The sequence below is a fragment of the Oceanihabitans sp. IOP_32 genome (assembly GCF_009498295.1).
GTDB classification, from domain to species: domain Bacteria; phylum Bacteroidota; class Bacteroidia; order Flavobacteriales; family Flavobacteriaceae; genus Wocania; species Wocania indica.
In genome coordinates this window covers 3,105,969-3,130,912 of record NZ_CP040813.1, presented here as the reverse complement: position 1 = coordinate 3,130,912, position 24,944 = coordinate 3,105,969, and the positions used below count along the sequence as shown (strand labels likewise).

General features: G+C 34.5%; 21 protein-coding genes. 16 read left to right on the top strand and 5 right to left on the bottom strand.

Features of this window, described 5'->3' with window-relative positions:
* Positions 1-155: 155 nt before the first annotated feature.
* The 6 genes from FEZ18_RS13160 (at position 156) to FEZ18_RS13135 (ending at position 5,692) form a co-directional block, all read left to right on the top strand.
* Positions 156-1,106, top strand: a complete 951-nt coding sequence (locus FEZ18_RS13160; protein ID WP_153268740.1) for a D-2-hydroxyacid dehydrogenase — start codon at positions 156-158, stop codon at positions 1,104-1,106.
* A 95-nt stretch (positions 1,107-1,201) separates the two neighbouring features.
* Positions 1,202-1,840, top strand: a complete 639-nt coding sequence (locus tag FEZ18_RS13155; RefSeq protein WP_153268739.1) for a DUF937 domain-containing protein — start codon at positions 1,202-1,204, stop codon at positions 1,838-1,840.
* Between the two features lie 211 nt (positions 1,841-2,051).
* Positions 2,052-2,501 carry a DUF6146 family protein gene (locus FEZ18_RS13150; protein ID WP_153268738.1) on the top strand — a complete coding sequence of 150 codons (450 nt, stop codon included), beginning with the start codon at positions 2,052-2,054 and terminating at the stop codon, positions 2,499-2,501.
* Between the two features lie 32 nt (positions 2,502-2,533).
* Positions 2,534-3,025 carry a DUF6787 family protein gene (locus FEZ18_RS13145; RefSeq protein WP_228122764.1) on the top strand — a complete coding sequence of 164 codons (492 nt, stop codon included), beginning with the start codon at positions 2,534-2,536 and terminating at the stop codon, positions 3,023-3,025.
* The gene (locus FEZ18_RS13140) at positions 3,025-3,357 is read left to right on the top strand and encodes a hypothetical protein (protein ID WP_153268737.1); all 333 of its coding nucleotides are present in this window, start codon (positions 3,025-3,027) and stop codon (positions 3,355-3,357) included. Before FEZ18_RS13145 ends, FEZ18_RS13140 begins: the two co-directional genes overlap by 1 nt.
* A 64-nt stretch (positions 3,358-3,421) precedes the next feature.
* Positions 3,422-5,692, top strand: a complete 2,271-nt coding sequence (locus tag FEZ18_RS13135) for a TonB-dependent receptor (RefSeq protein ID WP_153268736.1) — start codon at positions 3,422-3,424, stop codon at positions 5,690-5,692.
* Positions 5,693-5,855: 163 nt separating this feature from the next.
* Here the strand turns inward: FEZ18_RS13135 and FEZ18_RS13130 are convergent, their stop codons facing one another.
* Positions 5,856-6,137: a hypothetical protein gene (locus FEZ18_RS13130; protein ID WP_153268735.1), complete on the bottom strand. Its 282-nt coding sequence runs from the start codon at positions 6,135-6,137 to the stop codon at positions 5,856-5,858.
* Between the two features lie 579 nt (positions 6,138-6,716).
* On the opposite strand from FEZ18_RS13130, the gene FEZ18_RS13125 reads away from it, so the two are divergent.
* On the top strand, positions 6,717-9,227 hold the full coding sequence (locus FEZ18_RS13125; protein WP_153268734.1) for a DUF5916 domain-containing protein: 2,511 nt from the start codon (positions 6,717-6,719) through the stop codon (positions 9,225-9,227).
* Between the two features lie 52 nt (positions 9,228-9,279).
* Entirely contained in the window at positions 9,280-9,942 is a 663-nt protein-coding gene (locus FEZ18_RS13120; protein ID WP_153268733.1) for an ABC transporter ATP-binding protein, read from the top strand.
* Between the two features lie 49 nt (positions 9,943-9,991).
* On the opposite strand, the gene FEZ18_RS13115 is transcribed toward FEZ18_RS13120, so the two are convergent.
* Entirely contained in the window at positions 9,992-11,653 is a 1,662-nt protein-coding gene (locus FEZ18_RS13115) for a SulP family inorganic anion transporter (RefSeq protein WP_153268732.1), read from the bottom strand.
* Between the two features lie 469 nt (positions 11,654-12,122).
* Between FEZ18_RS13115 and FEZ18_RS13110 the strand changes: the two genes are divergently transcribed.
* Complete coding sequence (locus tag FEZ18_RS13110) at positions 12,123-12,887, top strand: TIGR02757 family protein (protein ID WP_153268731.1); 765 nt, start codon at positions 12,123-12,125, stop codon at positions 12,885-12,887.
* Positions 12,888-13,125: 238 nt separating this feature from the next.
* Here the strand turns inward: FEZ18_RS13110 and FEZ18_RS13105 are convergent, their stop codons facing one another.
* Positions 13,126-15,018 carry a peptidase M61 gene (locus tag FEZ18_RS13105; RefSeq protein ID WP_153268730.1) on the bottom strand — a complete coding sequence of 631 codons (1,893 nt, stop codon included), beginning with the start codon at positions 15,016-15,018 and terminating at the stop codon, positions 13,126-13,128.
* Between the two features lie 104 nt (positions 15,019-15,122).
* Between FEZ18_RS13105 and FEZ18_RS13100 the strand changes: the two genes are divergently transcribed.
* The 7 genes from FEZ18_RS13100 (at position 15,123) to FEZ18_RS13070 (ending at position 22,854) form a co-directional block, all read left to right on the top strand.
* The gene (locus tag FEZ18_RS13100) at positions 15,123-16,130 is read left to right on the top strand and encodes a glycosyltransferase family 2 protein (protein WP_153268729.1); all 1,008 of its coding nucleotides are present in this window, start codon (positions 15,123-15,125) and stop codon (positions 16,128-16,130) included.
* A 1,156-nt stretch (positions 16,131-17,286) separates the two neighbouring features.
* Positions 17,287-17,937 (top strand): hypothetical protein, encoded by a 651-nt coding sequence (locus FEZ18_RS13095; protein ID WP_153268728.1) that lies wholly within the window; start codon positions 17,287-17,289, stop codon positions 17,935-17,937.
* 173 nt (positions 17,938-18,110) lie between these two features.
* Complete coding sequence (locus tag FEZ18_RS13090; protein ID WP_153268727.1) at positions 18,111-20,036, top strand: vWA domain-containing protein; 1,926 nt, start codon at positions 18,111-18,113, stop codon at positions 20,034-20,036.
* Positions 20,033-21,292, top strand: coding sequence for a dihydroorotase (locus FEZ18_RS13085; RefSeq protein ID WP_153268726.1), 1,260 nt, complete (start codon positions 20,033-20,035; stop codon positions 21,290-21,292). Before FEZ18_RS13090 ends, FEZ18_RS13085 begins: the two co-directional genes overlap by 4 nt.
* Positions 21,292-21,624: a hypothetical protein gene (locus FEZ18_RS13080; protein WP_153268725.1), complete on the top strand. Its 333-nt coding sequence runs from the start codon at positions 21,292-21,294 to the stop codon at positions 21,622-21,624. Before FEZ18_RS13085 ends, FEZ18_RS13080 begins: the two co-directional genes overlap by 1 nt.
* Positions 21,625-22,281: an alpha/beta hydrolase gene (locus FEZ18_RS13075; RefSeq protein ID WP_153268724.1), complete on the top strand. Its 657-nt coding sequence runs from the start codon at positions 21,625-21,627 to the stop codon at positions 22,279-22,281. It begins immediately after the preceding gene.
* 129 nt (positions 22,282-22,410) lie between these two features.
* Positions 22,411-22,854, top strand: a complete 444-nt coding sequence (locus tag FEZ18_RS13070) for a TlpA family protein disulfide reductase (RefSeq protein WP_153268723.1) — start codon at positions 22,411-22,413, stop codon at positions 22,852-22,854.
* A gap of 404 nt (positions 22,855-23,258) precedes the next feature.
* On the opposite strand, the gene FEZ18_RS13065 is transcribed toward FEZ18_RS13070, so the two are convergent.
* Both FEZ18_RS13065 and FEZ18_RS13060 read right to left on the bottom strand, forming a co-directional pair.
* On the bottom strand, positions 23,259-24,635 hold the full coding sequence (locus FEZ18_RS13065; RefSeq protein ID WP_153268722.1) for an NAD(P)(+) transhydrogenase (Re/Si-specific) subunit beta: 1,377 nt from the start codon (positions 24,633-24,635) through the stop codon (positions 23,259-23,261).
* Positions 24,635-24,943, bottom strand: coding sequence for an NAD(P) transhydrogenase subunit alpha (locus tag FEZ18_RS13060; RefSeq protein ID WP_153268721.1), 309 nt, complete (start codon positions 24,941-24,943; stop codon positions 24,635-24,637). Before FEZ18_RS13060 ends, FEZ18_RS13065 begins: the two co-directional genes overlap by 1 nt.
* Position 24,944: the final 1 nt, after the last annotated feature.

Here is a 24,944-nt window from a genome sequence, read left to right as displayed (position 1 = left end):
AATCGTCATTCCGAACGAAGTGAAGGAATCTCATCAAAAGATTGCCACGTCATGCTTCCTCGCAATGACAACAAATAAAATTTAATTAAAGTTGAAAAATGAAACGTTCTCGAAATGTTCTCAAAATTTTTGACTGTTAACTGAAAAACGAAAAAATGAAAATATTAGCAAATGATGGTATTTCGCAAAGCGGCATTGATACTCTTGAAAAGAGTGGATTTGAAGTTATTACCACAACCGTAGCACAAGAGCAATTAGAAAATTACATTAATAAAAACGACATAAGTGTTTTACTAGTACGTAGCGCAACTCAAGTACGCAAAAACTTGATTGATGCTTGTCCGAATATAAAAATTATTGGACGTGGTGGCGTAGGTATGGATAACATTGATGTTGAATATGCGCGTGAAAAAGGCATAAAAGTTATAAATACGCCTGCGGCATCTTCGCATTCTGTGGCCGAATTAGTATTTGGTCACCTTTACGGCTTATCTCGTTTTTTGCACAATGCCAACAGAGATATGCCTTTAGAAGGCGATAGTAATTTTAAAGCCTTAAAAAAGGCATACGCTAAAGGCACCGAATTAAAAGGTAAAACTTTAGGTGTTTTAGGATTTGGTCGTATTGGCCAAGCTACTGCAAAAGTTGCCATTGGTGCCGGCATGAAAGTGGTCGCTTTCGACCCCTATTTAGAAAAAGCCAATTTAAAATTAGAGTTTTTCGACGGACAAAGCTTAGACTTTGAAATTGAAACCATCTCTAAAGAAGCTGTTTTAAAACAATCTGATTTTATAAGCTTACATGTCCCTTATCAAAACGAATATGTAATTGACGAAAAAGAATTTAGTACCATGAAAGATGGTGTTATTCTAGTTAATGCTGCGCGTGGTGGTGTAATTAATGAAGTCGCTTTAGTAAAAGCAATTGAAAGTGGGAAAGTGGCTAGAGCAGCCTTAGATGTTTTTGAAAAAGAACCGCAACCAGAGATTCAATTATTAATGAACTCGGCATTATCCTTAACACCTCATATTGGTGCAGCAACTAACGAAGCACAAGATAGAATTGGAGTAGAATTGGCATCTCAAATTATTAATATTCTAAAATAAAATTATATTTCAGTCTAGATTTCGTATATATGAGTCCTAACGCTATGTTAGGACTTTTTTGTACATTGTATTCGTATTATAAAAAAAAACAAAACATGTCAGGAATTTTAGACTTATTAAACAGCGACTTAGGAAAAAATATTATTAATGGTATTTCTAGTACAACAGGCCATGATACCACAAGAACAACTAGCGTTCTCACCATGGCCTTACCAGTTTTAATGAAAGCCATGGAACGCAATACATCAACACCCGAAGGCGCACAAGGCCTAATGGGTGCTTTAATGACTAAACACGATGGAAGCATTTTAGATAACCTAGGAGATCTTTTTAGTGGTGGCGTTGATGAAACTATTAAAAACGATGGTGATAAAATTTTAAACCATGTACTTGGTAATAAAAAACAAGGTGTCGAAAAAATTATTGGTGAAAAATCTGGGTTAGACACAAATTCTGTGGCCCAAATTCTTAAAGTAGCCACTCCTATTTTAATGGGCGTTTTAGGCCAACAATCTCGACAAAATAATGTTAGTACCCCAAACGATTTAAGCAATCTACTGGGTGGCTTGCTTGGTGGCAACGATGCTAAACAAGAACAGAGTTTCTTAGAAAAAATATTAGATGCCGATGGTGATGGTAGTGTTATAGATGATGTTGCTGGAATGGTACTAGGAGACGCTAAGAAAAAAGGTGGCCTTGGAGGTTTGCTGGGCGGTCTTTTTGGTGGTAAATAATATTTGAAAGAGTTACAGAATACCATAAAACATCATGTTAATAACATGGTGTTTTTTTTTGTTAAACCACCTAAAAAACAAGTCTTTAGGATATTATTTTTGTAACTTTACAATATTAAGGAATAACTATTTAATTGAAAGTTTTCGTTTTAAACGTCGACTTGATAAATACTAAAAACGATAAACGGATTTCCTCAAAAAAAGTACGCTCATGAAAACACTACAAACATTATTTTATATCACTATCTGCATTTTGGTCGCAAGTTGCAACACGACTAAACCCATAACATCGCAAAGCGCTCAAGCAGAAAAGGAACAAGCCCTTATTAACAATGATACCGTTACTATCGCCAATGATAAACTTGAATATGAAATTATAATTATCGAGCCCGGATTTAATTTTTGGTTAGCCAGTAGAGCAAAACCAAAAGGTTATTATTCTCAACATTTTTTAGAAACCAGAAACCGTCAATATGTAATAGCTTGGAATCAAAGAGTAATGCAGCCTCAACGCTATGACCCTGGCCTATACGAGATGCAAATTGATTACCAACCAGAAATTGATTATGGCTACGATGTTAACTATAAATTATATAATTATTTTATCTACTTTCAATTAACATACAAACAACAATTAACACATTTTACACCCAGAATTTAAAACACTTTAACTATTTTTGCATTCAAATTTTTATGGTGAAAAAGTTTAAAGATTACTGGGAAATAAAGCATAATTGGCAGCTTTTCCTACCCTTTTTAGGAGTTATAGCTTTAGGCTACTCATCGTATATTATAGGGCATCTATTTTTAAAAGAGGCAAAAGGCATTGTGATTACTAGTATTATTGTCTTTTTTATACTTTTAAAAGTAATTCTATTTATTTTTGGTAAATTAGAAAATAAATGGAAAGTGAAATATAAATGGGAAATGATTAGTATATTTTTGGTGTTTGCTTTAACAGGCTCTTCATCATTATTTATAAGTAGACCATTAATATCATTTATAGGAATTACTAAAGAGAATTTTCCAATTTTTATGTATTGGATTTTATTTATTTTAGTCGGTTTCATTTTTTATCAAATATTACTCCTTGCAATAGGATGGCTCTTTGGGCAATCCAAGTTTTTTTTAGCTTTTGAAAAGAAAATGCTAAATAGAATTGGACTTAAACGGTTTTTAGATTAGTGCATAGCTTTAAAAAACATTTTGGTTTTAAAATAATTACACTAGTGGTGGCGGTGCTATTTTTAGTACCCACAGCTGTGAAATTTGCACATATATTTACGCATCATTCACACCAAGTTTGTAATGATTACGAAACCACACATATCCATATTGTAGACTTAGATTGTGAATTCTTTAAGTTTAAAGTCAATAAGAATTTTACCTATTCCCTATTCGCTACTAATCTATTTATTGAACAAACTGAGTGGGCATACACAGTTTCTAAATATGTCTTTTTAAGCGAATACCAAGACTTGCAGACCTCACTTCGCGGTCCGCCCAGCCTAATTTAATAATACATACAACTGCTGAGAACCAGTTTTCAGCCGAAATAATTATTAAATTAAAACCACATTCATGAAATCATTTTTTAGCATGTTGCTAGTCTTAGCAATATCAAATTTATATGCACAAAACTCAATAGAAGGCACTGTAACCGAAGCCGATACAAATTCAGAATTAACTTATGTAAATGTTTATATTCCTAATTTAGAAAAAGGAACCAATACAGACGATTCTGGATTTTTTAAAATAAATAATTTACCCACTGGAAGACATACTCTTGTGTTTTCGCTCCTGGGTTACGAAACCAAATCGATAGATGTTAGCACACCATTAAGCAGTCCGCTAAATATTCAATTAAAGCCATCGGCTATCGAAATGGAAAGCATTATTATTTCTACACCATTCCATAAACTACAGGGTGATAATGTGATGAAAGTAGAACACAAAAATATCGCACAATTAAAAGCCAAAGGCGCGATGACCTTAGCCGATGGTATAACCAATATTGCCGGTGTAGAAAGCGTAACTACAGGCTTAGGCATAGGCAAACCGGTAATAAGAGGCCTTAGTTCTAACCGTGTTTTGGTTTACACTCAAGGCGTACGTTTAGAAAATCAGCAATACGGTGCAGAGCACGGTTTAGGTCTTAGCGATTCTGGTATTGAAAGCGTTGAAGTCATAAAAGGCCCAGCCTCACTTCTTTATGGCAGTGATGCTTTGGGTGGCGTACTCTACATTAATCCTGAAAAATTCGCGAATATAAATTCAGCTTCAGGAGATTTTGGAGCCAATTATTTTAGCAGTACAAGAGGTTATAATACGAATGCTGGTTATAAATCTTCAGAAAATAATTTTAAATTTTTATTTAGAGGAAGTCTTACCGAACACTCAGATTATAACACCAAAGATTATCGTGTAACCAATACCCGTTTTAGAGAACAGGATTTTAAAGCTGGTTTAGGCTATCAGAATCAAGGTTTCAAGACTGTATTGAGGTATAATGTAAATAATTCTAAATTAGGTATCCCGGGAGAACTTGGAGAGCAAACTTTGAACAGAACCCCACTACTGCCTTATCAAAACCTTACAAACCACGTGTTTAGCTCTAAATCGACCTTGTTTTTCGGCAATTCAAAGTTAGATGTGTCTCTGGGTTATATTTATAACGACAGAAAAGAATTTGAAGATCATCACCATCACGAAGATCACCACCATCACGAAGATCACGATGCTCACGAAGATCATGCCGAGCACGATCTGCACGACGAGCATGAAGCCCATGAGGAGCATGACGAATTAGAAGCGGCACTTCATATGAAGTTAAAAACCTTTAATTACGATTTAAAGTACCATTTCCCAAAATGGGGTAAATTTGAAACCATTGTTGGGGTTCAAGGAATGAATCAAACCAACGCGAACTATGGCGAAGAACTGTTAATTCCAGATGCCACCACTAACGACATTGGGGTATTGGCCACATCTCATATTCACTTTAACGCGATTGCTTTTCAATTTGGAGCCCGTTTCGATAACAGAAGCGTGAATATCGCCTCTGGAATCGAAAAAAACTTTAATAGTTTTAATGGAGCGTTAGGCATCAAAACTGACCTGACAAAAAATATCACTGCAAGACTTAATTTTGCTACTGGTTTTAGAGCTCCAAACTTGTCTGAATTGGCATCAAATGGTGGACATTCAGGTACAAATCGCTACGAAATAGGAAATATCAACTTAAAAAGCGAACAGAATTTTCAAACAGATTTAGCTTTAGAATATAGAAATGAACATGTTGAAATATTCGCAAATGGCTTTTATAATAGTATTAACAACTATATTTTCCTTTCTCCTACCGGTAACCTAATTGGTGATACACCGGTTTACCTATACCTACAAGATGATGCTGAGCTTTATGGAGGCGAGTTCGGATTGCACTTCCACCCGCACCCCATACATTGGTTACATTTCGAATCGAGTTTTGAAACTGTTACAGGAAAGCTTCAAAACGACTCTTATTTACCGCTTATTCCTGCAAATTCTTTAAGCAATACAGTTAGAGTTGAGTTTGAAAATAACTGGGTAAAAAAAGGCTATGCTTTTATCAAGCTGAAAACTACATTTAAACAAAATAATGTGAGTGATTTTGAAACCAAGTCGAGTGATTACAACCTTTTAAGTGCTGGATTAGGGGGAACTCTTTCGGTATTTAAAAAGGAATTAGAACTTAGTATTTCTGGAAATAACCTAACCGACGAAACCTATATAAACCATTTATCACGTTTAAAATCTGATGGTATTTTTAATATGGGAAGAACCATTAATTTAGGATTTGTTTACAAGTTATAACCCATAAAAAAGCCTTTCCATTCCTTTGATATGGATGGGAAAGGCCTTTTATTTCGTTTTTAAATAATTTTTAATCCCTTTTTAAAACATGGGTAAAGGAATTATAATCATGCTTTAGTTTTAAAGTTTAAAATCAATTATTCACCTTTTAGCCAAACGTGCTTTATTGTTCAGTTTTTATTGTTACAGTTGCTTGATCTTTCTGAAAAACGTACGTTAACAGCCACATTATAGTAAAGGTTGGAATAATATCCAAACCAGGTATGGCCTCTTCAATAAAAGATACCAATCCAGCTACTTTGCCCCGGGTTCCTTTATACATTCTACTCATTAAATACCCCGAAGCAGGTGCCCAAATAATATCTATTACTGTAAGCATACCAACGATATCAAATATTACACTTAATACAAGCTTCTTCTTTTTACTTAAATTTTCTAAATTCATAGCTATTCGTCTTGATTTCTAAATTACAAAAAATATACCAAAAGATGACTTACCCATAAATTTAAGAAATTAATTGAGTGTTAAATATCTCAAGTTATCCCCTAAAACAAATGAAATAATACCCACTTAAATGGTCGCTCTCTAAAGTGTTCTTTAGGTATTATACGTCTTCTAAATGATTGTCTGTAGAGTATCATCAATTAATAATTTGTAACGATTTAATGGTACTTCTATTTCATTACGAAAAAACAAATCTTTGTTTTTATTCTGCGTAAATCAGCGAAATTTACATGACAATTCTATGTGGTACTGCTATTTATTTCCCGCAGATATGCTTCGCTAGTTCACTGTCGCTCGGGTTGCAGATAATCGCCGATTTTTTTCCTGCATGGCTAAAAACGGTTGTACAATCATCTCAAGATTAAAAAACTCTTTATCAACAAAAACTGACAGCCCTTTAGTTTTTTTAACATTTTATTGTGATTACTAAGCGTTTAACGTTATATTTTTGTTAAAACAACAATTTTATGATATGAAACTTAGCTTTAAACTAATTCCTCTAAAACTAAATTAACATTGATGAGGCCACTAACCGCCATCTGTTTTACTGTCTTATTCTCTTTTTGCGCTTATACACAAGATAAAAAAAGTTTAAACATTTTAAGAACTAATGAAGCACCAAAAATTGATGCTGTCTTAAACGAGTTGGCTTGGAAAAACGCAGATAGCGCAATAAATTTTACGCAATTTAGACCAGAAATGGGTGTTGCTGAAAAACCACACCAAAAAACCACGGTAAAACTAACCTATGATGATAATGCTATTTATGTGGCTGCGTATTTAAAAGATAAACCGGAAGATATTCAAAAGCAATTTACCAGTCGTGATAATTTTGGCCAGTCGGATTTTTTCGTTGTAGTTTTAAACCCCAATAATGACGCCCAAAATAATACCGAGTTTTTTGTTTTTAGCTCAGGTACTCAAGCCGATGCTATTGCCTCTCCGAGTATAGAAGGTGGTGAAGATTTTGGATGGAATGCCGTGTGGGATAGTGCCGTAAAAATTGTGCATGATGGATGGATTGTTGAAATGAAAATACCCTACAGAGCCCTTCGATTTTCTAACGATGCTGTGCAAACTTGGGGATTACAATTTCATAGACATTTTAGAATAAACAACTCGCAGTACTCATGGAGTCCCATAGATAGAACTAAAGGCGATATAGGAATTTACAATGGCGAATTAACGGGTATTAAAAATATTAAACCACCCACACGATTAAGTTTTTATCCTTTTGTTTCGGCCATTTCTAACGCATTTGATGGTGACCATGAAACCAATTTTAATGTAGGATTAGATGTAAAATACGGCATTACAGAAAACTTTACTTTAGACGCCACTTTAATACCCGATTTTAGTCAAGCTGGTTTCGATAATGTTAGATTAAACCTAAGCCCTTTTGAACAAACCTTTAACGAACAACGACAGTTTTTTAAAGAAGGAGTCGATTTATTTAATAAAGGGGATTTGTTTTTTTCACGACGTATTGGCAACGCACCTGTAGATCAAGAAACTGTTGAAGAAGAGCTCATTACTAACCGTAATATCAATGAAGAAATTATAAGTAACCCGAGTGTGGTTAAAACATTGAACGCCATAAAAGTTTCTGGACGTACAAAAAAAGGCCTAGGGGTTGGTTTTTTTAATGCCATAACCGAACAAACCCAAGCTAAAATAAAGAGAATCGAATATATAAGAGATGAGAATACACAAGAGGTAAGAGACAGTGTTATTTCGCATAGAAATAGAGTTACAGAGCCGCTTGCCAATTATAATATTTTGGTGTTAGACCAGCAATTTAACGGAAACTCATCCATAAGTCTTGTAAATACAAACGTTACCAGAGATGGGGATTTTAGAGATAGTAACGTAACGGGGTTGCTAGCCAATATCTCTAATATTAACAACACCTATAACATACGTGGAGATTTAAAAATGAGTCATCTAAATTTATCCGATGGCACACAAACAGGTTTAAGTTCGTTTTTTAGAATTAGAAAAACACATGGTAAGTTGCGTTACAGTTTCGATCATAATTTTGCAGACGAAGCTTACGATATTAACGATCTTGGATTAAACTTAAGAAACAATTTTAACAATTTTGGTATTGATCTGTCTTATGAGGTTTTTGAACCCACTAGAACATTAAATAGCTTCAGAATTAACTCTTGGGCAAATTATCGCCGTTTATACAAACCCAGCACTTATACTGGCGGAAATTTCGGTTTAAGAATTAATGCACAAAACAAAAAACTGATGTGGTTTGGAGCTCGACTCAATTTTGAAGTAGGCAAACAATACGACTATTATGAGCCACGAGATTTTGAAAACAAACGTTTCTTTGTTTATAAAAACTATGGATCTGCGGGGATTTGGTTTGAAACAAACTCCAATAAAAGATTTTCAATTGAAGTAGATTTAGAGACCTCCACCTTGTTCGATAACGAACGCGATTTTTTTGGCCATGAGTTTGAAGTGGAACCCACCCTTAGATTTAGTGATAAGTTTAGAGTTTCTTATGAGTTTTCATACCGAAATAATAAAGGCAGTCGTGGTTATGTCGATAGCATTAATGACGCTATTATTTTTGGAGAACGCGATGTAATTTCTATTGAAAACAGTATTTCTGGATCTTACAACTTTAATGCATTACAGGCATTAACCCTAACGTTTAGAAATTTTTGGAGTACCGTAAATTACGATTATAACTTATTCACTCTCGAAAACAATGGTAGCCTTTCTACCACTAACAATTATAATATAGATAGTTTAGAGGACTCGCCAAATATAAACTTCAATACCTGGAATTTAGATTTGCGTTATGCGTGGCAATTTGCTCCTGGAAGTCAACTCACAGCGTTGTACAGAAATTCGCTTTTTAATTTAAACACAGCATCAAAAGAACACTATTTTAATAGTTTAAACAGCTTATTCGATCAACCCATACAACATATATTCTCAATAAAATTGCAGTACTTTATCGATTATTCCAATCTTAAAAATATTTTTAAAAAGAAAAGAAGTCTCTAATCGTTGTTTATAAATCTATAAAGCAGTACTTTCATCACCCTAATTTTTTACTATGATTAAAGCAAATAATATTCATAAATACTACAATGATTTACACGTACTTAAGGGTGTCGATATTCATGTTAAAAAGGGTGAAGTCGTCTCTATAGTTGGGGCATCTGGTGCGGGTAAAACAACACTTCTACAAATATTAAGTACTTTAGATAGAGCAGCCCCAAAAGAAGATTTTAATATTTCCATTAACAATACCAATATTAACACCTTAAACGACAAAGCATTAGCGAAGTTTAGAAACGAGAATATCGGATTTATTTTTCAGTTTCATCAACTATTACCCGAGTTTACAGCTTTAGAAAACGTGTGTATACCCGCATTTATAAAAGGCACTAAAAAAGCAGATGCCGAGAAACGTGCCCAAGAACTTTTAGGTTTTTTAGGCTTATCGCATCGCCAAAACCATAAACCCAACGAACTTTCTGGTGGCGAACAACAGCGTGTTGCTGTGGCCAGAGCTTTAATAAATAAACCAGATTTAATTTTTGCCGACGAGCCTTCGGGAAATTTAGATAGCGAATCTGCCGATAACTTACACAGCTTATTTTTTAAACTGCGTGAGGAATTTGGACAAACCTTTGTCATTGTTACACATAACGAAGAGCTTGCAAATTTAGCCGACAGAAAACTAACTATGGTAGATGGAAAAATAACAAGCTAAACCTTTAGTTCTGTTAATACCTTATTTGAGATGCGTTTAGAGCCTATAATTAAGCTTTTAAATATGTTTTTAGATAATCGAATGCTTCTTCGATAGTTTTAAAAACTTGGGTTTCCTTAACCAGATTCGGAATAATATAAATTGATCTTAAAATATCCAAAGGCTGTTTTTGCAGATTCACAAAAAACACTTTTATGCCTCTTTTTTCCAAATCGAATATAATATCTTCTAAAGCATAAAGACCAGACTGATCGATTAGCGGCACTTCGTCCATGCGTATAATTAAAACCTGTATATTATCATCGTTCATATTGGCCACCTGATTTTTAAGATAGGTAGTAAATCCGAAAAACAGCGGTCCTTTTAAATGTTTTATTAAAACTTTATCTTTAAATTGATTGTAAAGCGGCAACTCATCTTGCCAAGGTTTTTCGTCTTTTAGATCTTCGATAGTGCCCATAGAAATACCTTTTTCCCCAATATCACTAGCATTTTTCATAAATAAAATACAGGCCAAAGCAATACCTAAACCAACGGCTTGAATTAGGCTACCAAAAGTTGTAATTAACAGTACTAAAACCAAAACTACGGCATCTGCCCTAGGTATTCTAATTAAATGTTTTAGACCCTTTGTGTCAATAATATTAAACCCGATTGGGATAAGCAATCCAGCTAATACAGATAAAGGAATATACGCAGTAATCGTTCCCAGCCCCAACAACACAGCTAATAAAAATAAACCATGAATAGTACCGGAAAGCTTGGTTTTTCCGCCTGCATTAATATTAACTACGGTACCTTTTGTGGCACCTGCTCCCGGTATACCTCCAAAAATAGCGGCCATCATATTGCCAATACCCTGTCCTAATAACTCTCGGTTACTATTATGTCGCGTTTTCGTCATATTATCGGCTATTACAGAAGTGAGCAGCGAATCGATACTACCAAGCACAGCGAGCACAACAGCATACTCGAATATTAAAATAGCGGCATCAGAAGGAATCTTACTAAACATGGTGCCAATTTGTAAACTTGGTAATCCTGAAGGAATTTCACCAATAACAGGAACGTCCCAACCGAGAAAATAATTGGCAACCGTAGCCACAACAAGAGCCATTAAGGCACTTGGAATAACTTTAGTGATATAAGGAAATACAAAATAAGTGATTACTGTTATTACGCCTAAAATTAGGGCATGAGCATTAAAATCTGAAAAAAGTCTTGGCAAATCTTTTATCACACCAAAAGTTGTTTTTGCAGATGAAAGGCCTACAAAAGGAAATAATTGAAGAATTATAATAATTAAACCCACACCACTCATAAAGCCAGACACGACCGAATAAGGAAAATACTTTACATAGCCAGCAATATTTATTAAGCCAAAAAATATTTGTAACGCTCCGCCTAATAAAAAACTTAAAAGGATAATTCCCATTGCAGACTCCAAACTACCTGTAAGCTGGGTAGCTCCTAGAACCAAAGAAGCAGAAACAACCGTCATAGGTCCCGTAGGGCCACTTGCTTGAGAAGGTGTCCCACCAAATAAAGCTGCAAAAACACCAACCATAATGGCGCCGTAAAGTCCTGCTGTGGCGCCCATACCAGATTGAACACCAAAGGCAAGTGCTAAGGGTAAAGCCACCACGCCAGCCACTAAACCTCCTGTAAGGTCGCCTTTAAAATTACTAAAATCTAAAAATTTTGATTTCATAAGCATTATTTTTTGGTGTATGAAAGCAGTGCAAAAGAATGTTTGCCAAGAATTCGTTAACCGATAGTTATCAAAATATATTGATGTGTACTTTTACTAAAATTTTAGCATTAACGATAGGGTTTAACACCTTCTTGCTAATTTAGTTTTTTTAAACTATAATGTCTAAAACTAAATATTCATTTTCTCAATAAACTTATAGAGAATACCTATTTTTAACCACTAATGTCCGATTAAAAATTTTTTGATGCTGTCAAACCTTTTAAAATATAGAACGTTACACATTTTTTTAAATATTACCTTGCGTATTTGAAACAATTATTAAGATTTATAAGAGATATTTTACTAATTAAAGCACTTCTGTTTATCAGTTAGTTAGAATTAAGTCTTTGTTCTTAATTCTAAAAGCGAAGCGGTCTTAAATCTTATATAGGTTATTGATGATTTTTAACACAAAATAAAGAATCTTTTGAAAAAAGCAGAACTCAAAGCATTTTTAGATGCTAAAGTTGTACAGTATAACAATCCTAAATTTATTGAAAGCGACCCCATACAAATTCCGCATCAATTTAATACAAAACAAGATATTGAAATTGCTGGTTTTTTAACTGCAACCATTGCTTGGGGAAACCGTAAAAGCATTATTAATAATGCCTCTCGCTTAATGGAGTTAATGAATCATGCGCCTTACGACTTTGTATTGAACCACCAAGAAACCGATTTGGATAAATTCCTTCCTTTTGTGCACCGCACTTTTAATGGTGACGACTGTGTCCAATTTATTAAGTCTTTGCAACACCTTTACAAACATCACAACGGCTTAGAAGCTGTATTTGCTAAACATGCCGAGAAGGATTCATTACAAAAATCGATTTCACATTTTAAAACCACTTTTTTTGAGGTAGACCATTTAGCGCGTACTAAAAAACATGTGAGCGATCCTTTAAAAAATTCGGCTGCCAAGCGTATTAATATGTTTTTACGTTGGATGGTTAGAAATGATAAAACAGGTGTAGATTTCGGGATTTGGAACAGCCTATCGCCTAGCCAATTGTCTTGCCCTTTAGATGTGCATTCTGGAAATGTAGCCAGAAAACTAGGCCTTTTAAAACGCAAACAAAATGATGCAAAGGCTTTATTAGAATTGGATACTGCCTTGCGTAAACTGGATGCTAAAGACCCTGTAAAATACGATTTTGCCTTATTTGGTTTGGGTGTTTTTGAAGGGTTTTAGTTTGCGTTAGGGATTGAGTAATTGTTGGAGCTCTTTTTGGTGATTGACAAAACGAATCTTAATGAAATCTATGTACTCAACAAAGGTGATTACACTTGGCTCGAGCCTAAAAAAGCGACTTGCGAAAGCCCGACCCTTTTGGGTAACGCCCTAATAAAAAAACGGCTAATGCCTTTATAAGCCAACCGTTAATTTAAATGATGTAGTGTTAGGTTTAGTCTCTGCGCAAACAGACAAACTACCCTTTTAACCAAGCCTCACGCAGTGCTATTTGAGCATCGGTAGCAGTTTCGATTGGCATAATACTTTTACCTGTTGTAAAGGTTTTGGTCGTTTTTGTTTTAATTATAAGCTCTTCGCCGTTTCTATTTAAAACCACTTCGATGTCTTTACCCGGTTGCCAAGAGAACATATCCTGTAAAATGGTGTTTACATTTTGAAAGGTTAAAGCCGTACCGTTTACAGATTTTATGACGTCGTTTGGTTTTGCGCCATTATCTGCCCAAAAACTGTTTTCTTGAACCATATCGGTGAAAAAGATGGTGCCTTTTATGGGGTCGCCACTAACTATGGGCGCACCATTCATTAAAATAAAATTGGTTTCTACTTGACCTTCGCCAATCTGTAAGCCTACTTTCTCTAAAAATGTGCTGTAATTTATAGGAATATCTCCAATTACGTGGTCGCTAAAAAAAGGTTGTAAGGATGGGTAGGTCATCGCTACAATTTCATCGATTAATTTTTCGTCTTCAAAAGGTTTGTTTTTGCCGTATTTGTTAGAGAGCTCTTTCATTAAAGACAAAATTCCTCGATTGCCATTGCTTTCTTCACGCATTAAAATATCGATACACATGCCAATTAGCGCACCTTTTTCGTAAACGTTTAAAAACTGGTCTTTATAGGGTGCTTTTAAAATGTTTTCGCTCATAATGGTAAAGCTCATGGCGTCGTTCATTTGGGAGGCACGTTCAATTTTATCCATCATTTTAGCATAAAACGTCTCTTCGTCTACCAAACCTTCGCTTACCTGAAATAAATTCGCAAAATATTCGGTTACCCCTTCGTACATCCATAGGTGTTTAGAAAAAGTGGGATTGTTATAATCGAAGTAATGCACATCTTCAGAATGTATACTCAAAGGCGTTACGATATGAAAAAACTCGTGCGCCACAACATCAATCATGCTCTCTTCGAGTGCTTCTTTGGGTATGTATTCTGGCATAACCACCACAGTTGATGTGTGGTGCTCTAAAGCGCCAAAGCCTTTAGGTGAGTATTCTTCGCCGTCGGATAAATACAAGAAAATATCGTAACGTGGGGTGCTATCAATATCGCCTAAATACGCTTTTTGGGCTTTCATCATGTTGTACATCGCTTCTTTTAACGACTTAGCCGAATGCAATTGGTTTGGCGAATACACACTTAAAACTATCTTAATATCGTCTACTAAAAATTCTTCAACGTCTAAATTACCATACATCATAGGGTTATCGGTAATATCGAAATACCGCGGTGCATAATAATGGGTTGTTTTGGTTTTGCCATCTTCGCTTAGGGTAGAACCCACTTTTTGTAATGCAGAAGTGCGCACAAAATCTGCTGGAGCTGTGATGTCTAGCTTGTATTGATTGTTTTTTAAAGAATCAAAATACCCAATAAAGCCGTGTAAATTAAGCACGTAGTTTTCGGGTTCGATATTGGTACCTGCTGGCGAGAATGGCACCTCGTTACCTATACCGCCTTCTACCTCCACATCAAAGGTATCGTTCACTAAGTAGGTAATTTTATCGAGTTGCGTGGCGTTGGTAATGGTCCAGGAATTAGTATCTGTTTTGGTAACAGACATCTTGTTTCCTGCGTAATCAAAGGCTTTAAAATCGTCTATATATTTACCAAAATCGCTAACCGAGTAAGTCCCTTGAACCACTTTAGGCAAGCGGTACGTTACCGTTTCTGTAGTAAAGCGCCCTGGGTTTATGGTTACTGGGGCTTTATCGTTTTCAACTTGGTCTAAATGAATGGCCGTTTCAATGGGTAAGCTAATGGCTAGGTCGTTAGCCGTGGGTTTTGTCGTGCTACAACTTGCTAACAAAACGCCTACAAACAAGGCGATTAAAGTTCTTTTTTTCATGTTTTAAATTAATGGTTTTCTTAATGCTATCGAAAATACTATTATGTAACGATGTCTGCTCTTAAGATTCTGTTAAAAAGCCGAATTATGCTTATTTTCGCCTTATGAAAAACTTGTTGATTAGCATATTAATCCCTTTTAAAAATACCGAAACGTATTTGGACGCCTGTTTAAACTCTATTTTAGCACAAACATACACCCATTGGGAATTGATAATTGTAGATGATGCCTCTACCGATTCCAGTTATGATATAGTTAAAGCTTTCGCTGAAAAAGACGACCGAATTAAACTTTTGAAAACTTCGGGCAGAGGTATTATTGATGCCCTAAAGATGGCTTTTAGTCACAGCAAAGGGGAACTGATTACCAGAATGGATAGTGACGACATTATGGAGCCTAATAAATTGGAAGTCTTAGCTGAAAATCTTTTAAGCTACGGAAAACAGCATGTTGCCATTGGGTTGGTTAATTATTTTTCTGAAACTGGTGTTCAAGACGGTTATAAAAGCTATGAGATATGGCTGAATAATCTTACTAAAACGGGTACTAATTATTCCGAAATTTACAAAGAATGTGTTATCCCCTCGCCGTGTTGGATGGTTTACCGAAGTGATTTAATAGCTTGCGATGCCTTTAACCCCAACACCTACCCCGAAGATTACGATTTAGCCTTTCGATTTTACAAACACCGCTACAAATGTATTCCTTGCAACGCGGTAGTACATAACTGGCGCGATTACAGCTCGCGAACGTCACGCACGCATGTGCATTATGCCGAAAATAATTTTTTAGATATAAAACTCAACTATTTTTTAGAACTAGATTACAGTCCCAATAAAAACCTAGTGGTTTGGGGCGCTGGTAGCAAAGGAAAAACCATTGCAAAAAAACTAATTAAAAAAAGTATTCCGTTTGATTGGATTTGCGATAACCCCAATAAAATTGGACACAATATTTACGGGAAAATCATGAAGCCGCTCTCTTTTTTAGAAACCTTGAAAAAACCACAAAGTATTATTACAGTGGCTAATAAAAAAGAACAGAAAACTATTCGAGTTTTTATGGATGATTTAGAAATGAAAGCTGGTGAGGACTATTATTTCTTTTGTTGATTATAGTGAAATTGTTATCTTTAATGAGCTGTGATGGTATAAAATTATTGATTATAAATTGACAAAACAGAAATATGAAAATTAGATTTAACGATACCGATAAGACCATTGAAATAAAAGATGGATTAAAAAAACAGGTTTTATTAATAAAACTATCTTTGGTTGTTACGCTGTTAAATTGTGTTCTTTTTCCTCTTTTCGTATTATACCAAATTAGCCATGTCATGCCGCATATAATTCGTTTCTTTTTTGCCCATATTTCGGTATAAAATAAAACCATAACTCAGGCTATGCTTTGATTTTCTATCTCATCTGAACAAAAAAAAATTCAAATTAATAATACGACATTTCAAAACTAAATTGGTATTAGACAAAGAACAAATGGAATGGATGGGTTTTATTTGGATAATTTTAGGAGTTTTTTCAGTCGTACTATTTACTTATCAGATTCTTAAAAAAACAGCATCCGAAAAATTGAAATTATCTGAAATCTGTTCCTTAACTGAGAAGCCGTTTTTTGGACGAAAAAAATTCAGTCTGAAATTGATAAACGGAAAGTTTAGAGACTTAATAGAATTAAAAAATAAATCTGATATTACAGAAACTAAAAAGTTGTTTAAAAGTATAGGAATTAAAACAAGGTGAAGAAGTAAAAAATCAGCGGCCAATCAAGTGCTTGGCTATGCCAGACAAACCTATGGAATGCAACCCTCACACCTTCGATTAGGGATGTGAAAATCTTAAAAAAACACAACATGACAAAAAAAATAGAAGCCTAGATAATAAGACCATAGTATAAGCTTAAAAAAGTTCTGTTGGTCTTTTTTGAATTCATTATTGTTTTTACATATAAACCTAATTTTAGTACTTATTATTCGTCAAATTATACAATTGAAGCTATTACTTCGATATGAGTTAAAACCGTAATGAGAGATAGTTTAATTTATAATGGGTTAATTGAAAACTATCGTAGTTTTGTAAACTCTCAAATTTTTTAATGGCTTGACAACTAAGAAATCTCGAAATTTAAAATTACTTATGCCTTTTAATATTGACCAATTTGAACAACTCATCGATAAAAACATAATAACTCAAGAAATTTGAATTTGTAGAACTATAATCTAAATTTTGAATCATTAAACGCAATTAATAGCAAATGGAAGACACGATAAAAATTTTGATTTACATTCATGCATTCTTTGGAGGAATAGGGTTAATTACTGGAATTGCTAGTATAATAGTAAAAAAGGGAAGTGTACTACACAAAAGAATGGGAAAATTATTCTCCATTGGAATGATTAGTAGTTCTGTGATTTCAATCCCCATTTCTTGGATGCCAAATCACGAAAATTTATTTTTATTTTTAATTGGTTTATTTACAATATATCTTGTTTTAGCTGGAAATAGAGCTTTAACCTATAAAACCAAAGTAAAACCCGATCGGATAGACAAAATGATTTCTGGCTGTATGCTTTTATTTTCCTTGATAATGATAATAATTGGAATTTATGGCGTATTTAACAATACGTCATTTAGCATATTGTATTTGTTTTTTGGAGGTTTTGGATTATTTTTATCAATTAAAGATTTTCTATTTTACAATAATTTCTCAAGACCGAAACATAGTTGGTTAATATCTCACCTTGGAAAAATGATTGGAGCATTAATAGCATCAATCACAGCTTTTATTGTTGCTGGGTTAGGTATTGGAAATTTAATTGCTTGGACAGTTCCAACTATACTTGGAACTGTATACATAGTCTATTGGAAAAGAAAAATGAAGAGAAAAACTGTTACTAAAAACTAAGCACATGACTTAAAAATTACAAATACATTCCTTGTAAGGAGACGCTGCACAATTGCTGTGATTACAGTTCACGAACTTCACGAACGCATATACATAATGCTGAGAATAAACCTACCCAACAAAAAATAAATAATTCATTTGCATTTTCTATATTAGCGTAATCAAAAAACACCATGCAGTTTAAACACCCAGAACTTCTTTACGCTTTATTTTTACTGGTAATTCCTATAATTGTTCATTTATTCCAACTCAGGAAATTTAAAAAAGTGCCCTTTACCAATGTGGCATTCTTAAAAGCGGCTACCCTAAAAACACGTAAGAGTGCACAGATAAAAAAATGGCTTATCCTTTGTACCAGAATGCTTGTATTGGCGGCTCTCGTGTTTGCCTTTGCGCAACCGTTTACCTCAAAAACAGATGTTTTAAATACTAAAAAAGAAACCGTTATTTATTTAGATAATTCCTTTAGTATGCAAGCCAAAGGGAACAATGGTGAGCTTTTAAAACGTGCTGTTCAAGACCTCATTAATAATATTCCTAAAGACGAGAATATCTCTTTATTTACAAACAATACCGTTTATAGAAACACGAATATACAAGCTATAAAAAACGATTTACTACAACTGGATTACACAAGTGCGACTTTAAATCCCGAAACGGCCTTACTAAAGAGTAAATCGCTTTTTGAAACAGAAACAAACGGCTTAAAACATATTATTTTAATATCCGATTTTCAAGGACAAAACAACAATCTTAATTTTGAACAGGATACCTTAACCAACCTACATTTTGTTAAATTAGAACCTGTAAACACCAATAATGCTTCTATAGACAGCGCTTATATTTCTAACACCACACCAGCAAATATAGAACTTACCGTACGTTTAAAACAAAGCGGTACTCCTGTAGAAAACCTACCCATTTCTTTATATAATAATGAGGTTTTAATTGCCAAAACCTCAGTAGACCTAAAAGATCAAACCAGCACAACATTTTTACTACCAGTAAACGAAATTATTAATGGAAAATTAAGCATTAACGATGCGCATCTACAATTTGATAATGAACTGTATTTTAATATAAACACCGCTTCAAAAATTAACGTGCTTTCCATTACTGAAACAGACGATTCGTTTTTAAAACGTCTTTATAATGCCGAGGAATTTAATTACTCATCTACTACAGCTAATCAATTAAACTACAATATTTTAGAGGGTCAACATCTTATTATTTTAAACGAATTAAACACGATACCAATCCCTTTAATTGCGGCTGTGAATTCCTTTTTAAATCAAGGTGGTACGATGGTTGTAATACCTTCAAACACAATTACAATATCGTCTTACAACAGTTTGCTTGCAAATCATGCGATGCGATTTAACGATGTCCTTACAACCGAAAAACGCATTACCACTATAAACTATTCACATCCCCTATATAGCCATGGCGTATTTGAAAAACAAGTAAGCAATTTTCAATATCCAAAAGTTAAAAGTTTGTACGATATAGCTTCAAATACTGCATCACAAGTGTTGAGTTTTGAGGACGATAAGGCATTTTTATATCAAAATAGAAATACTTTTGTATTCACTTCCGCCCTAAATACCAACAATTCAAACTTTAAAAACTCCCCTTTAATTGTCCCTACATTTTATAATATGGCAAAATTCAGCTTTAAAATACCGCAGTTGTATTACACCATAGGTAAAGAAAACAGATTTGATGTCGATACCGCATTGCAACAAAATGAAATTTTAGCCTTGGTAAATAATGACATAAATATAATTCCGAGACAGCAATATTTTAATAACAAAGTAGTGGTTCATACTTCTGAAGCCCCAACGGAAGCCGGTATATACAACATAAAAAACAAAACAGAAACTCTGGCAAATGTTAGTTATAATTATAACAGACAAGAGAGCGATTTAGTGTATAATGACCTTTCAAGCATGAACGATGTAAGCCTATGCGAATCGATTACAGAAATTTTTGAAACCTTAAAAAGGGACTCAAAAGTTAATGCGCTATGGAAATGGTTTGTTATTTTTGCGCTAGCATTACTGCTCATTGAAATGCTCATATTAAAATACTTTAAATGAACATACTAATTAAATCGGCTACAATTATAGATTCTAGAAGTGAATTTCACAACAGCAAACAAGATATCTTAATTGAAAACGGGGTGCTTTCCAAAATCGGACAGCATTTAGAAAACCCAAATAACTATCGCGAAATCGAGTTAGAAAACCTTCATATTTCTCAAGGTTGGTTTGATAGCAGCGTGTGTTTTGGAGAACCAGGTTTTGAAGAACGCGAAACTATTGTAAACGGACTTAACACTGCGGCCGCCTCTGGTTTTACGGCTGTTGCCATGCAGGCTAATACACAGCCCGTTATAGATTCGAATGCTGCGATTACCTTTGTAAATTCGAAAGCCGCAAATCATGCCGTTACCTTATTACCTGTTGGTGCACTTACGGTAAATAGTATGGGTGAAGATTTAGCAGAATTATTTGACATGAAAAGTGCTGGTTCAGTCGCTTTTTACGATTATAAAAAATCGGTTTCCAATCCTAATCTACTAAAAATTGCCTTACAATACGCCAGTAATTTTGATGGTTTGGTATGCTCATTCCCGCAAGACGATAAAATTGCAGGCCACGGGGTAATGAACGAAAACATGACGAGCACCACTTTGGGATTAAAAGGAAATCCCACTCTAGCCGAAGAATTACAAATAGCAAGAGATTTATTTCTTTTGGAATACACTGGCGGAAAATTACATATTCCAACCATTTCTTCAGCAAAATCGGTTGAGCTTATTCGAAAAGCGAAGCAGAAAAAACTAAACGTAAGCTGTAGTGTTGCGATTCATAATTTATATTTTACCGATGCTGCTTTAATCGATTTTAACACGCATTTTAAGGTCTTACCACCTCTGCGCACCCAAGACGACATAGACGCGCTTATTGAAGGTATTAAAGATGGTACAATCGATATGGTTACCAGCGATCACAACCCAATGGATATTGAACACAAGAAAATTGAATTCGATTATGCCGCCTATGGTACCATTGGTTTAGAATCTGCTTTTGGAGCGCTGCAAACCTGCTTTTCAACCCAAAAAACAATAGCCATTTTAACACAGGGTAAATCGCGATTCGGATTAAAAGAAACGCCAATTAACATAGGGAATGCCGTTGATATAACACTATTTAATCCAGACAAAAAATATACATTTTCAACTCAAAATATACGATCGAAATCTAAAAATGCCATTTTTGAAAACGAATCTTTAAAAGGAACCGTTTATGGCATTATTTCGAATAACAACATCGAATTAAACCAATTTTAATGACACAGCAAGAGGTTAGTGAAGGCAAAGGTTTGGCAATAGTAAGCTACTTTGCCATTATTGGGGTTATAATTGCCTATTTTTTAAATAATGATAAAAAGAATCCGTTTATAAATTTCCATATCAGACAATCTATGGGACTATGGATCATGTTCCATTTACTAGGTTTTGTAGCCACCTCTTTTGATAATTGGGGCGTAACAGGCGGCTTTTATTTATGTTTTAGCATCTTGTTTTTGTATGCCATAATTGGAGCAATTAGCGGAAAAACTCAAACCATACCATTTTTAGGAAATTTGTTTCAAAAGTGGTTTTCAAATATTGGAAATTAAATGACAAAAAAGAATCTTTCTCTTCAGCATATTATTCGCGAATCTACTTTAACCGAAAACGCACCACTTTTAATAATGATGCACGGTTATGGCAGCGACGAAAACGACTTATTCTCATTTGCCAAAGAATTACCAGAAGAACTATTTATTATATCGGTAAAAGCACCTTATGCTTTGCAACCCTACGGTAATGCATGGTACGCCATAAACTTTGATGCCGAGCGCGGTAAATGGACCGATACCCAACAGGCTAAAACCTCACTAGAATTAATCGCTAAATTTATTGACGAGGCTGTAAATAGTTACCCAGTCGATAAAAAAAACGTCTCACTTTTAGGGTTTAGCCAAGGGTCGATTTTAAGTTATGCTGTGGCTCTAACCTACCCTGAAAAAGTAAAAAATATTGTGGCCTTAAGTGGTTATATCGATCAGAACATATTACCTGATAATATTAAAGAAAAAGACTATTCTCATTTAGATTTTTATGCCTCACACGGCAGTGTCGATCAGGTAATCCCTGTGGATTGGGCACGACAAAATGCACCGTTTCTTAAAGGTTTAAATATAAAACATAAGTATTCTGAATTTCCAGTAGGCCATGGTGTGGCACCTCAGAATTTTTTCGAACTTAAAGACTGGTTGCTTCAACGCATTTAAGATAAATTAGCCATAGTATTTAAAATTAAGGTGCTTTCTGAAAGCATCAGAATCGTAATATTAGTTTGTTTTTTTTGATTCAACTCGAAAAAGAATCTTAATCTATCACATAAAACCATTTTAAGCGGCATGAACACCCCCATAACATCCATAAACGTTACAGATTTAGATGGCGCTGCCGTCGATTTGATGAAGACGTACAAAAACCAGACGCTACTTCTTATTTTTTACAATAATGATTGTTTAGGGTGTACCGGGAGAGCGCTTCCATTAGCTTATCAGTTTCAACAGGATTATCCTACGATTAAAGTGATTGGTATACATTCAGATTTTATAAACCGAGAAGGCACTAAAGCCTCAATTAAGGGTGTTTTCACGACTGGAGAAAACCCTTTTCCCATTTACATAGACAAACACCACAAGGTTTACGATCAATTTCATGCAGAAGGCACGCCACAATGGGTGTTAATTACGAAACAAGGCGAACTATTCCGTTCCATTTTCGGCTCTCAAGACAATGCTCAAAATAGACTGTATTACGCTATTGAAAGTATAACCAATCAAAAAGACTAATACCCTTTTAAAATTTTATACCCCATAGTCTTTTGCACAAAAGATTCCATTCGTTTTTAATACCAATTTAATTTTGAAATGTCGTATTATTAATTTGACTTATTTTTTGTTCAGCTGAGATAGAAATCGCAGATTCACGAACTCGTTATTTTACCATAATATGGGCGTGAGCTAAAATCACAGCATAGCTGTCTATGGTTTTATGTTATACCGAAATATGGGCAAAAAAGAACTGCAAAGCACATCATGAACACCTATTTATAAAATAGAAAGATGTAAGTAAACTAATTATATGCGGCATGACATGGTTAATTTGGTATAAAACACACTCAACAAAAAAAAACATCAACTGATTGCATTTCAGTTGATGTTTTAAAAATTATTCTAGATCTATTGCAATTGACTTACATATTCTTCAATTCGTTAACCAATGACGTTAATGCTGCTTTGGCATCACCAAAAAGCATAGAGGTTTTAGAGTTGTAAAACAGTTCATTTTCAATTCCCGCATAACCCGCTTTCATACTACGTTTGTTTACAATAATATGTTTTGCGTTCTCAACATCTAAAATTGGCATGCCGTAAATAGGACTTGAAGGATCGTTATGTGCCGCAGGGTTTACCACATCGTTAGCTCCAACAACCAATACCACATCGGCATTGTTAAATTGCGGATTAATATCGTCCATTTCTACCAAAAGATTATAATCGACATTAGATTCTGCCAAAAGTACATTCATGTGTCCAGGCATACGTCCGGCAACTGGGTGAATCGCATATTTAACGTCTACTCCTTTTTTAGTTAAAATTTCTTCCAATTCATGGATAACGTGTTGGGCTTGTGCCACGGCTAAACCATATCCAGGAACAATAATTACATTCGTAGCATAATTCATCATGATCGCAGCATCACTAGCATTCGTGCTTTTAATAGAACCCAAGCTTTTATTAGCTCCAGCAACACCAGCTTGAGCGGTAAACGAACCAAATATCACGGAAGCCAATGTTCTATTCATGGCCTTACACATGGCGATGGTTAAAATAATACCCGCAGATCCTACTAAAAGACCGCCTATAAGCATGACCATATTGTCGTACAATACTCCCGTAATAGCAGCTGCGATACCTGTTAATGAGTTTAACAGCGATATAACTACCGGCATATCGGCGCCGCCAATTGGTAATACAAAAAGAATTCCGTAAACCAATCCACCAGCCAACAAAGCATATATTAAAAATGGATTCCCACCTATAACAATCATATAGGCAGCTAATGCAACAATGGCAATAAGCACCAGGTTGTTTATAAAATTATATTGCGGAAGTTTAACTACGCTTTTTAATGAGCCATTTAGTTTTCCAAAAGCAATTAAACTTCCAGAAAAAGTAATAGCACCAATAATAACCCCCGAAGTTATAGTAGTGGCTTGTAAAGTACTAGTGGTATTGTTACTAAATTCTACCAAACCAATTAATGTGGCACTAGCCCCACCAAAACCATTAAATAGAGAGACCAATTCTGGCATTTTTGTCATTTCTACTTTAATAGCGATTAACCAACCTATAATACCACCAATAACTATAGCACCACCTATTAGTAGGTAAATAATTGTAGGAACTTGTATGTCGTGAACAAATATAGTACCTGCAATAGCGAGCACCATACCAATAGCAGAAATTAAGTTTCCTTTTTTTGCAGTTTCTGGATGTGCCAGCTTATTTAAACCAACAACAAACATTACGGTAGCGATAAGATATATAACACTTAATAATACACTCATTATTTTCTCTTTTTAAACATTTGTAACATTCTGTGAGTTACGGCATAACCACCAACCACATTTAAAACTCCTAATACCACAGCTAAAAAGCCAAGACCCAATGCTAAATAATCATTCGGATCTGAATTAAGCATGACTAAAATAGCCCCTACAATTACAACCCCACTTAAGGCATTTGCACCAGACATTAAAGGTGTATGTAATACTGCAGGAATACTCTTAATAACCTCTATACCTACAAAAGCAGCAAGTATAACTATGTATATCGTTTGGATATTATTTTGGATAAATTCTATCAATTGATTCATA

Bases quoted from the DNA above. Each gene is read 5' to 3' on its own strand.
- FEZ18_RS13160 (WP_153268740.1), top strand. From the start codon at position 156: ATGAAAATATTAGCAAATGATGGTATTTCGCAAAGCGGCATTGATACT.
- FEZ18_RS13155 (WP_153268739.1), top strand. From the start codon at position 1,202: ATGTCAGGAATTTTAGACTTATTAAACAGCGACTTAGGAAAAAATATT.
- FEZ18_RS13150 (WP_153268738.1), top strand. From the start codon at position 2,052: ATGAAAACACTACAAACATTATTTTATATCACTATCTGCATTTTGGTC.
- FEZ18_RS13145 (WP_228122764.1), top strand. From the start codon at position 2,534: ATGGTGAAAAAGTTTAAAGATTACTGGGAAATAAAGCATAATTGGCAG.
- FEZ18_RS13135 (WP_153268736.1), top strand. From the start codon at position 3,422: ATGAAATCATTTTTTAGCATGTTGCTAGTCTTAGCAATATCAAATTTA.
- FEZ18_RS13130 (WP_153268735.1), bottom strand. From the start codon at position 6,137: ATGAATTTAGAAAATTTAAGTAAAAAGAAGAAGCTTGTATTAAGTGTA.
- FEZ18_RS13125 (WP_153268734.1), top strand. From the start codon at position 6,717: ATGAGGCCACTAACCGCCATCTGTTTTACTGTCTTATTCTCTTTTTGC.
- FEZ18_RS13120 (WP_153268733.1), top strand. From the start codon at position 9,280: ATGATTAAAGCAAATAATATTCATAAATACTACAATGATTTACACGTA.
- FEZ18_RS13115 (WP_153268732.1), bottom strand. From the start codon at position 11,653: ATGAAATCAAAATTTTTAGATTTTAGTAATTTTAAAGGCGACCTTACA.
- FEZ18_RS13105 (WP_153268730.1), bottom strand. From the start codon at position 15,018: ATGAAAAAAAGAACTTTAATCGCCTTGTTTGTAGGCGTTTTGTTAGCA.
- FEZ18_RS13100 (WP_153268729.1), top strand. From the start codon at position 15,123: ATGAAAAACTTGTTGATTAGCATATTAATCCCTTTTAAAAATACCGAA.
- FEZ18_RS13095 (WP_153268728.1), top strand. From the start codon at position 17,287: ATGGAAGACACGATAAAAATTTTGATTTACATTCATGCATTCTTTGGA.
- FEZ18_RS13090 (WP_153268727.1), top strand. From the start codon at position 18,111: ATGCAGTTTAAACACCCAGAACTTCTTTACGCTTTATTTTTACTGGTA.
- FEZ18_RS13085 (WP_153268726.1), top strand. From the start codon at position 20,033: ATGAACATACTAATTAAATCGGCTACAATTATAGATTCTAGAAGTGAA.
- FEZ18_RS13080 (WP_153268725.1), top strand. From the start codon at position 21,292: ATGACACAGCAAGAGGTTAGTGAAGGCAAAGGTTTGGCAATAGTAAGC.
- FEZ18_RS13075 (WP_153268724.1), top strand. From the start codon at position 21,625: ATGACAAAAAAGAATCTTTCTCTTCAGCATATTATTCGCGAATCTACT.
- FEZ18_RS13070 (WP_153268723.1), top strand. From the start codon at position 22,411: ATGAACACCCCCATAACATCCATAAACGTTACAGATTTAGATGGCGCT.
- FEZ18_RS13065 (WP_153268722.1), bottom strand. From the start codon at position 24,635: ATGAGTGTATTATTAAGTGTTATATATCTTATCGCTACCGTAATGTTT.
- FEZ18_RS13060 (WP_153268721.1), bottom strand. From the start codon at position 24,943: ATGAATCAATTGATAGAATTTATCCAAAATAATATCCAAACGATATAC.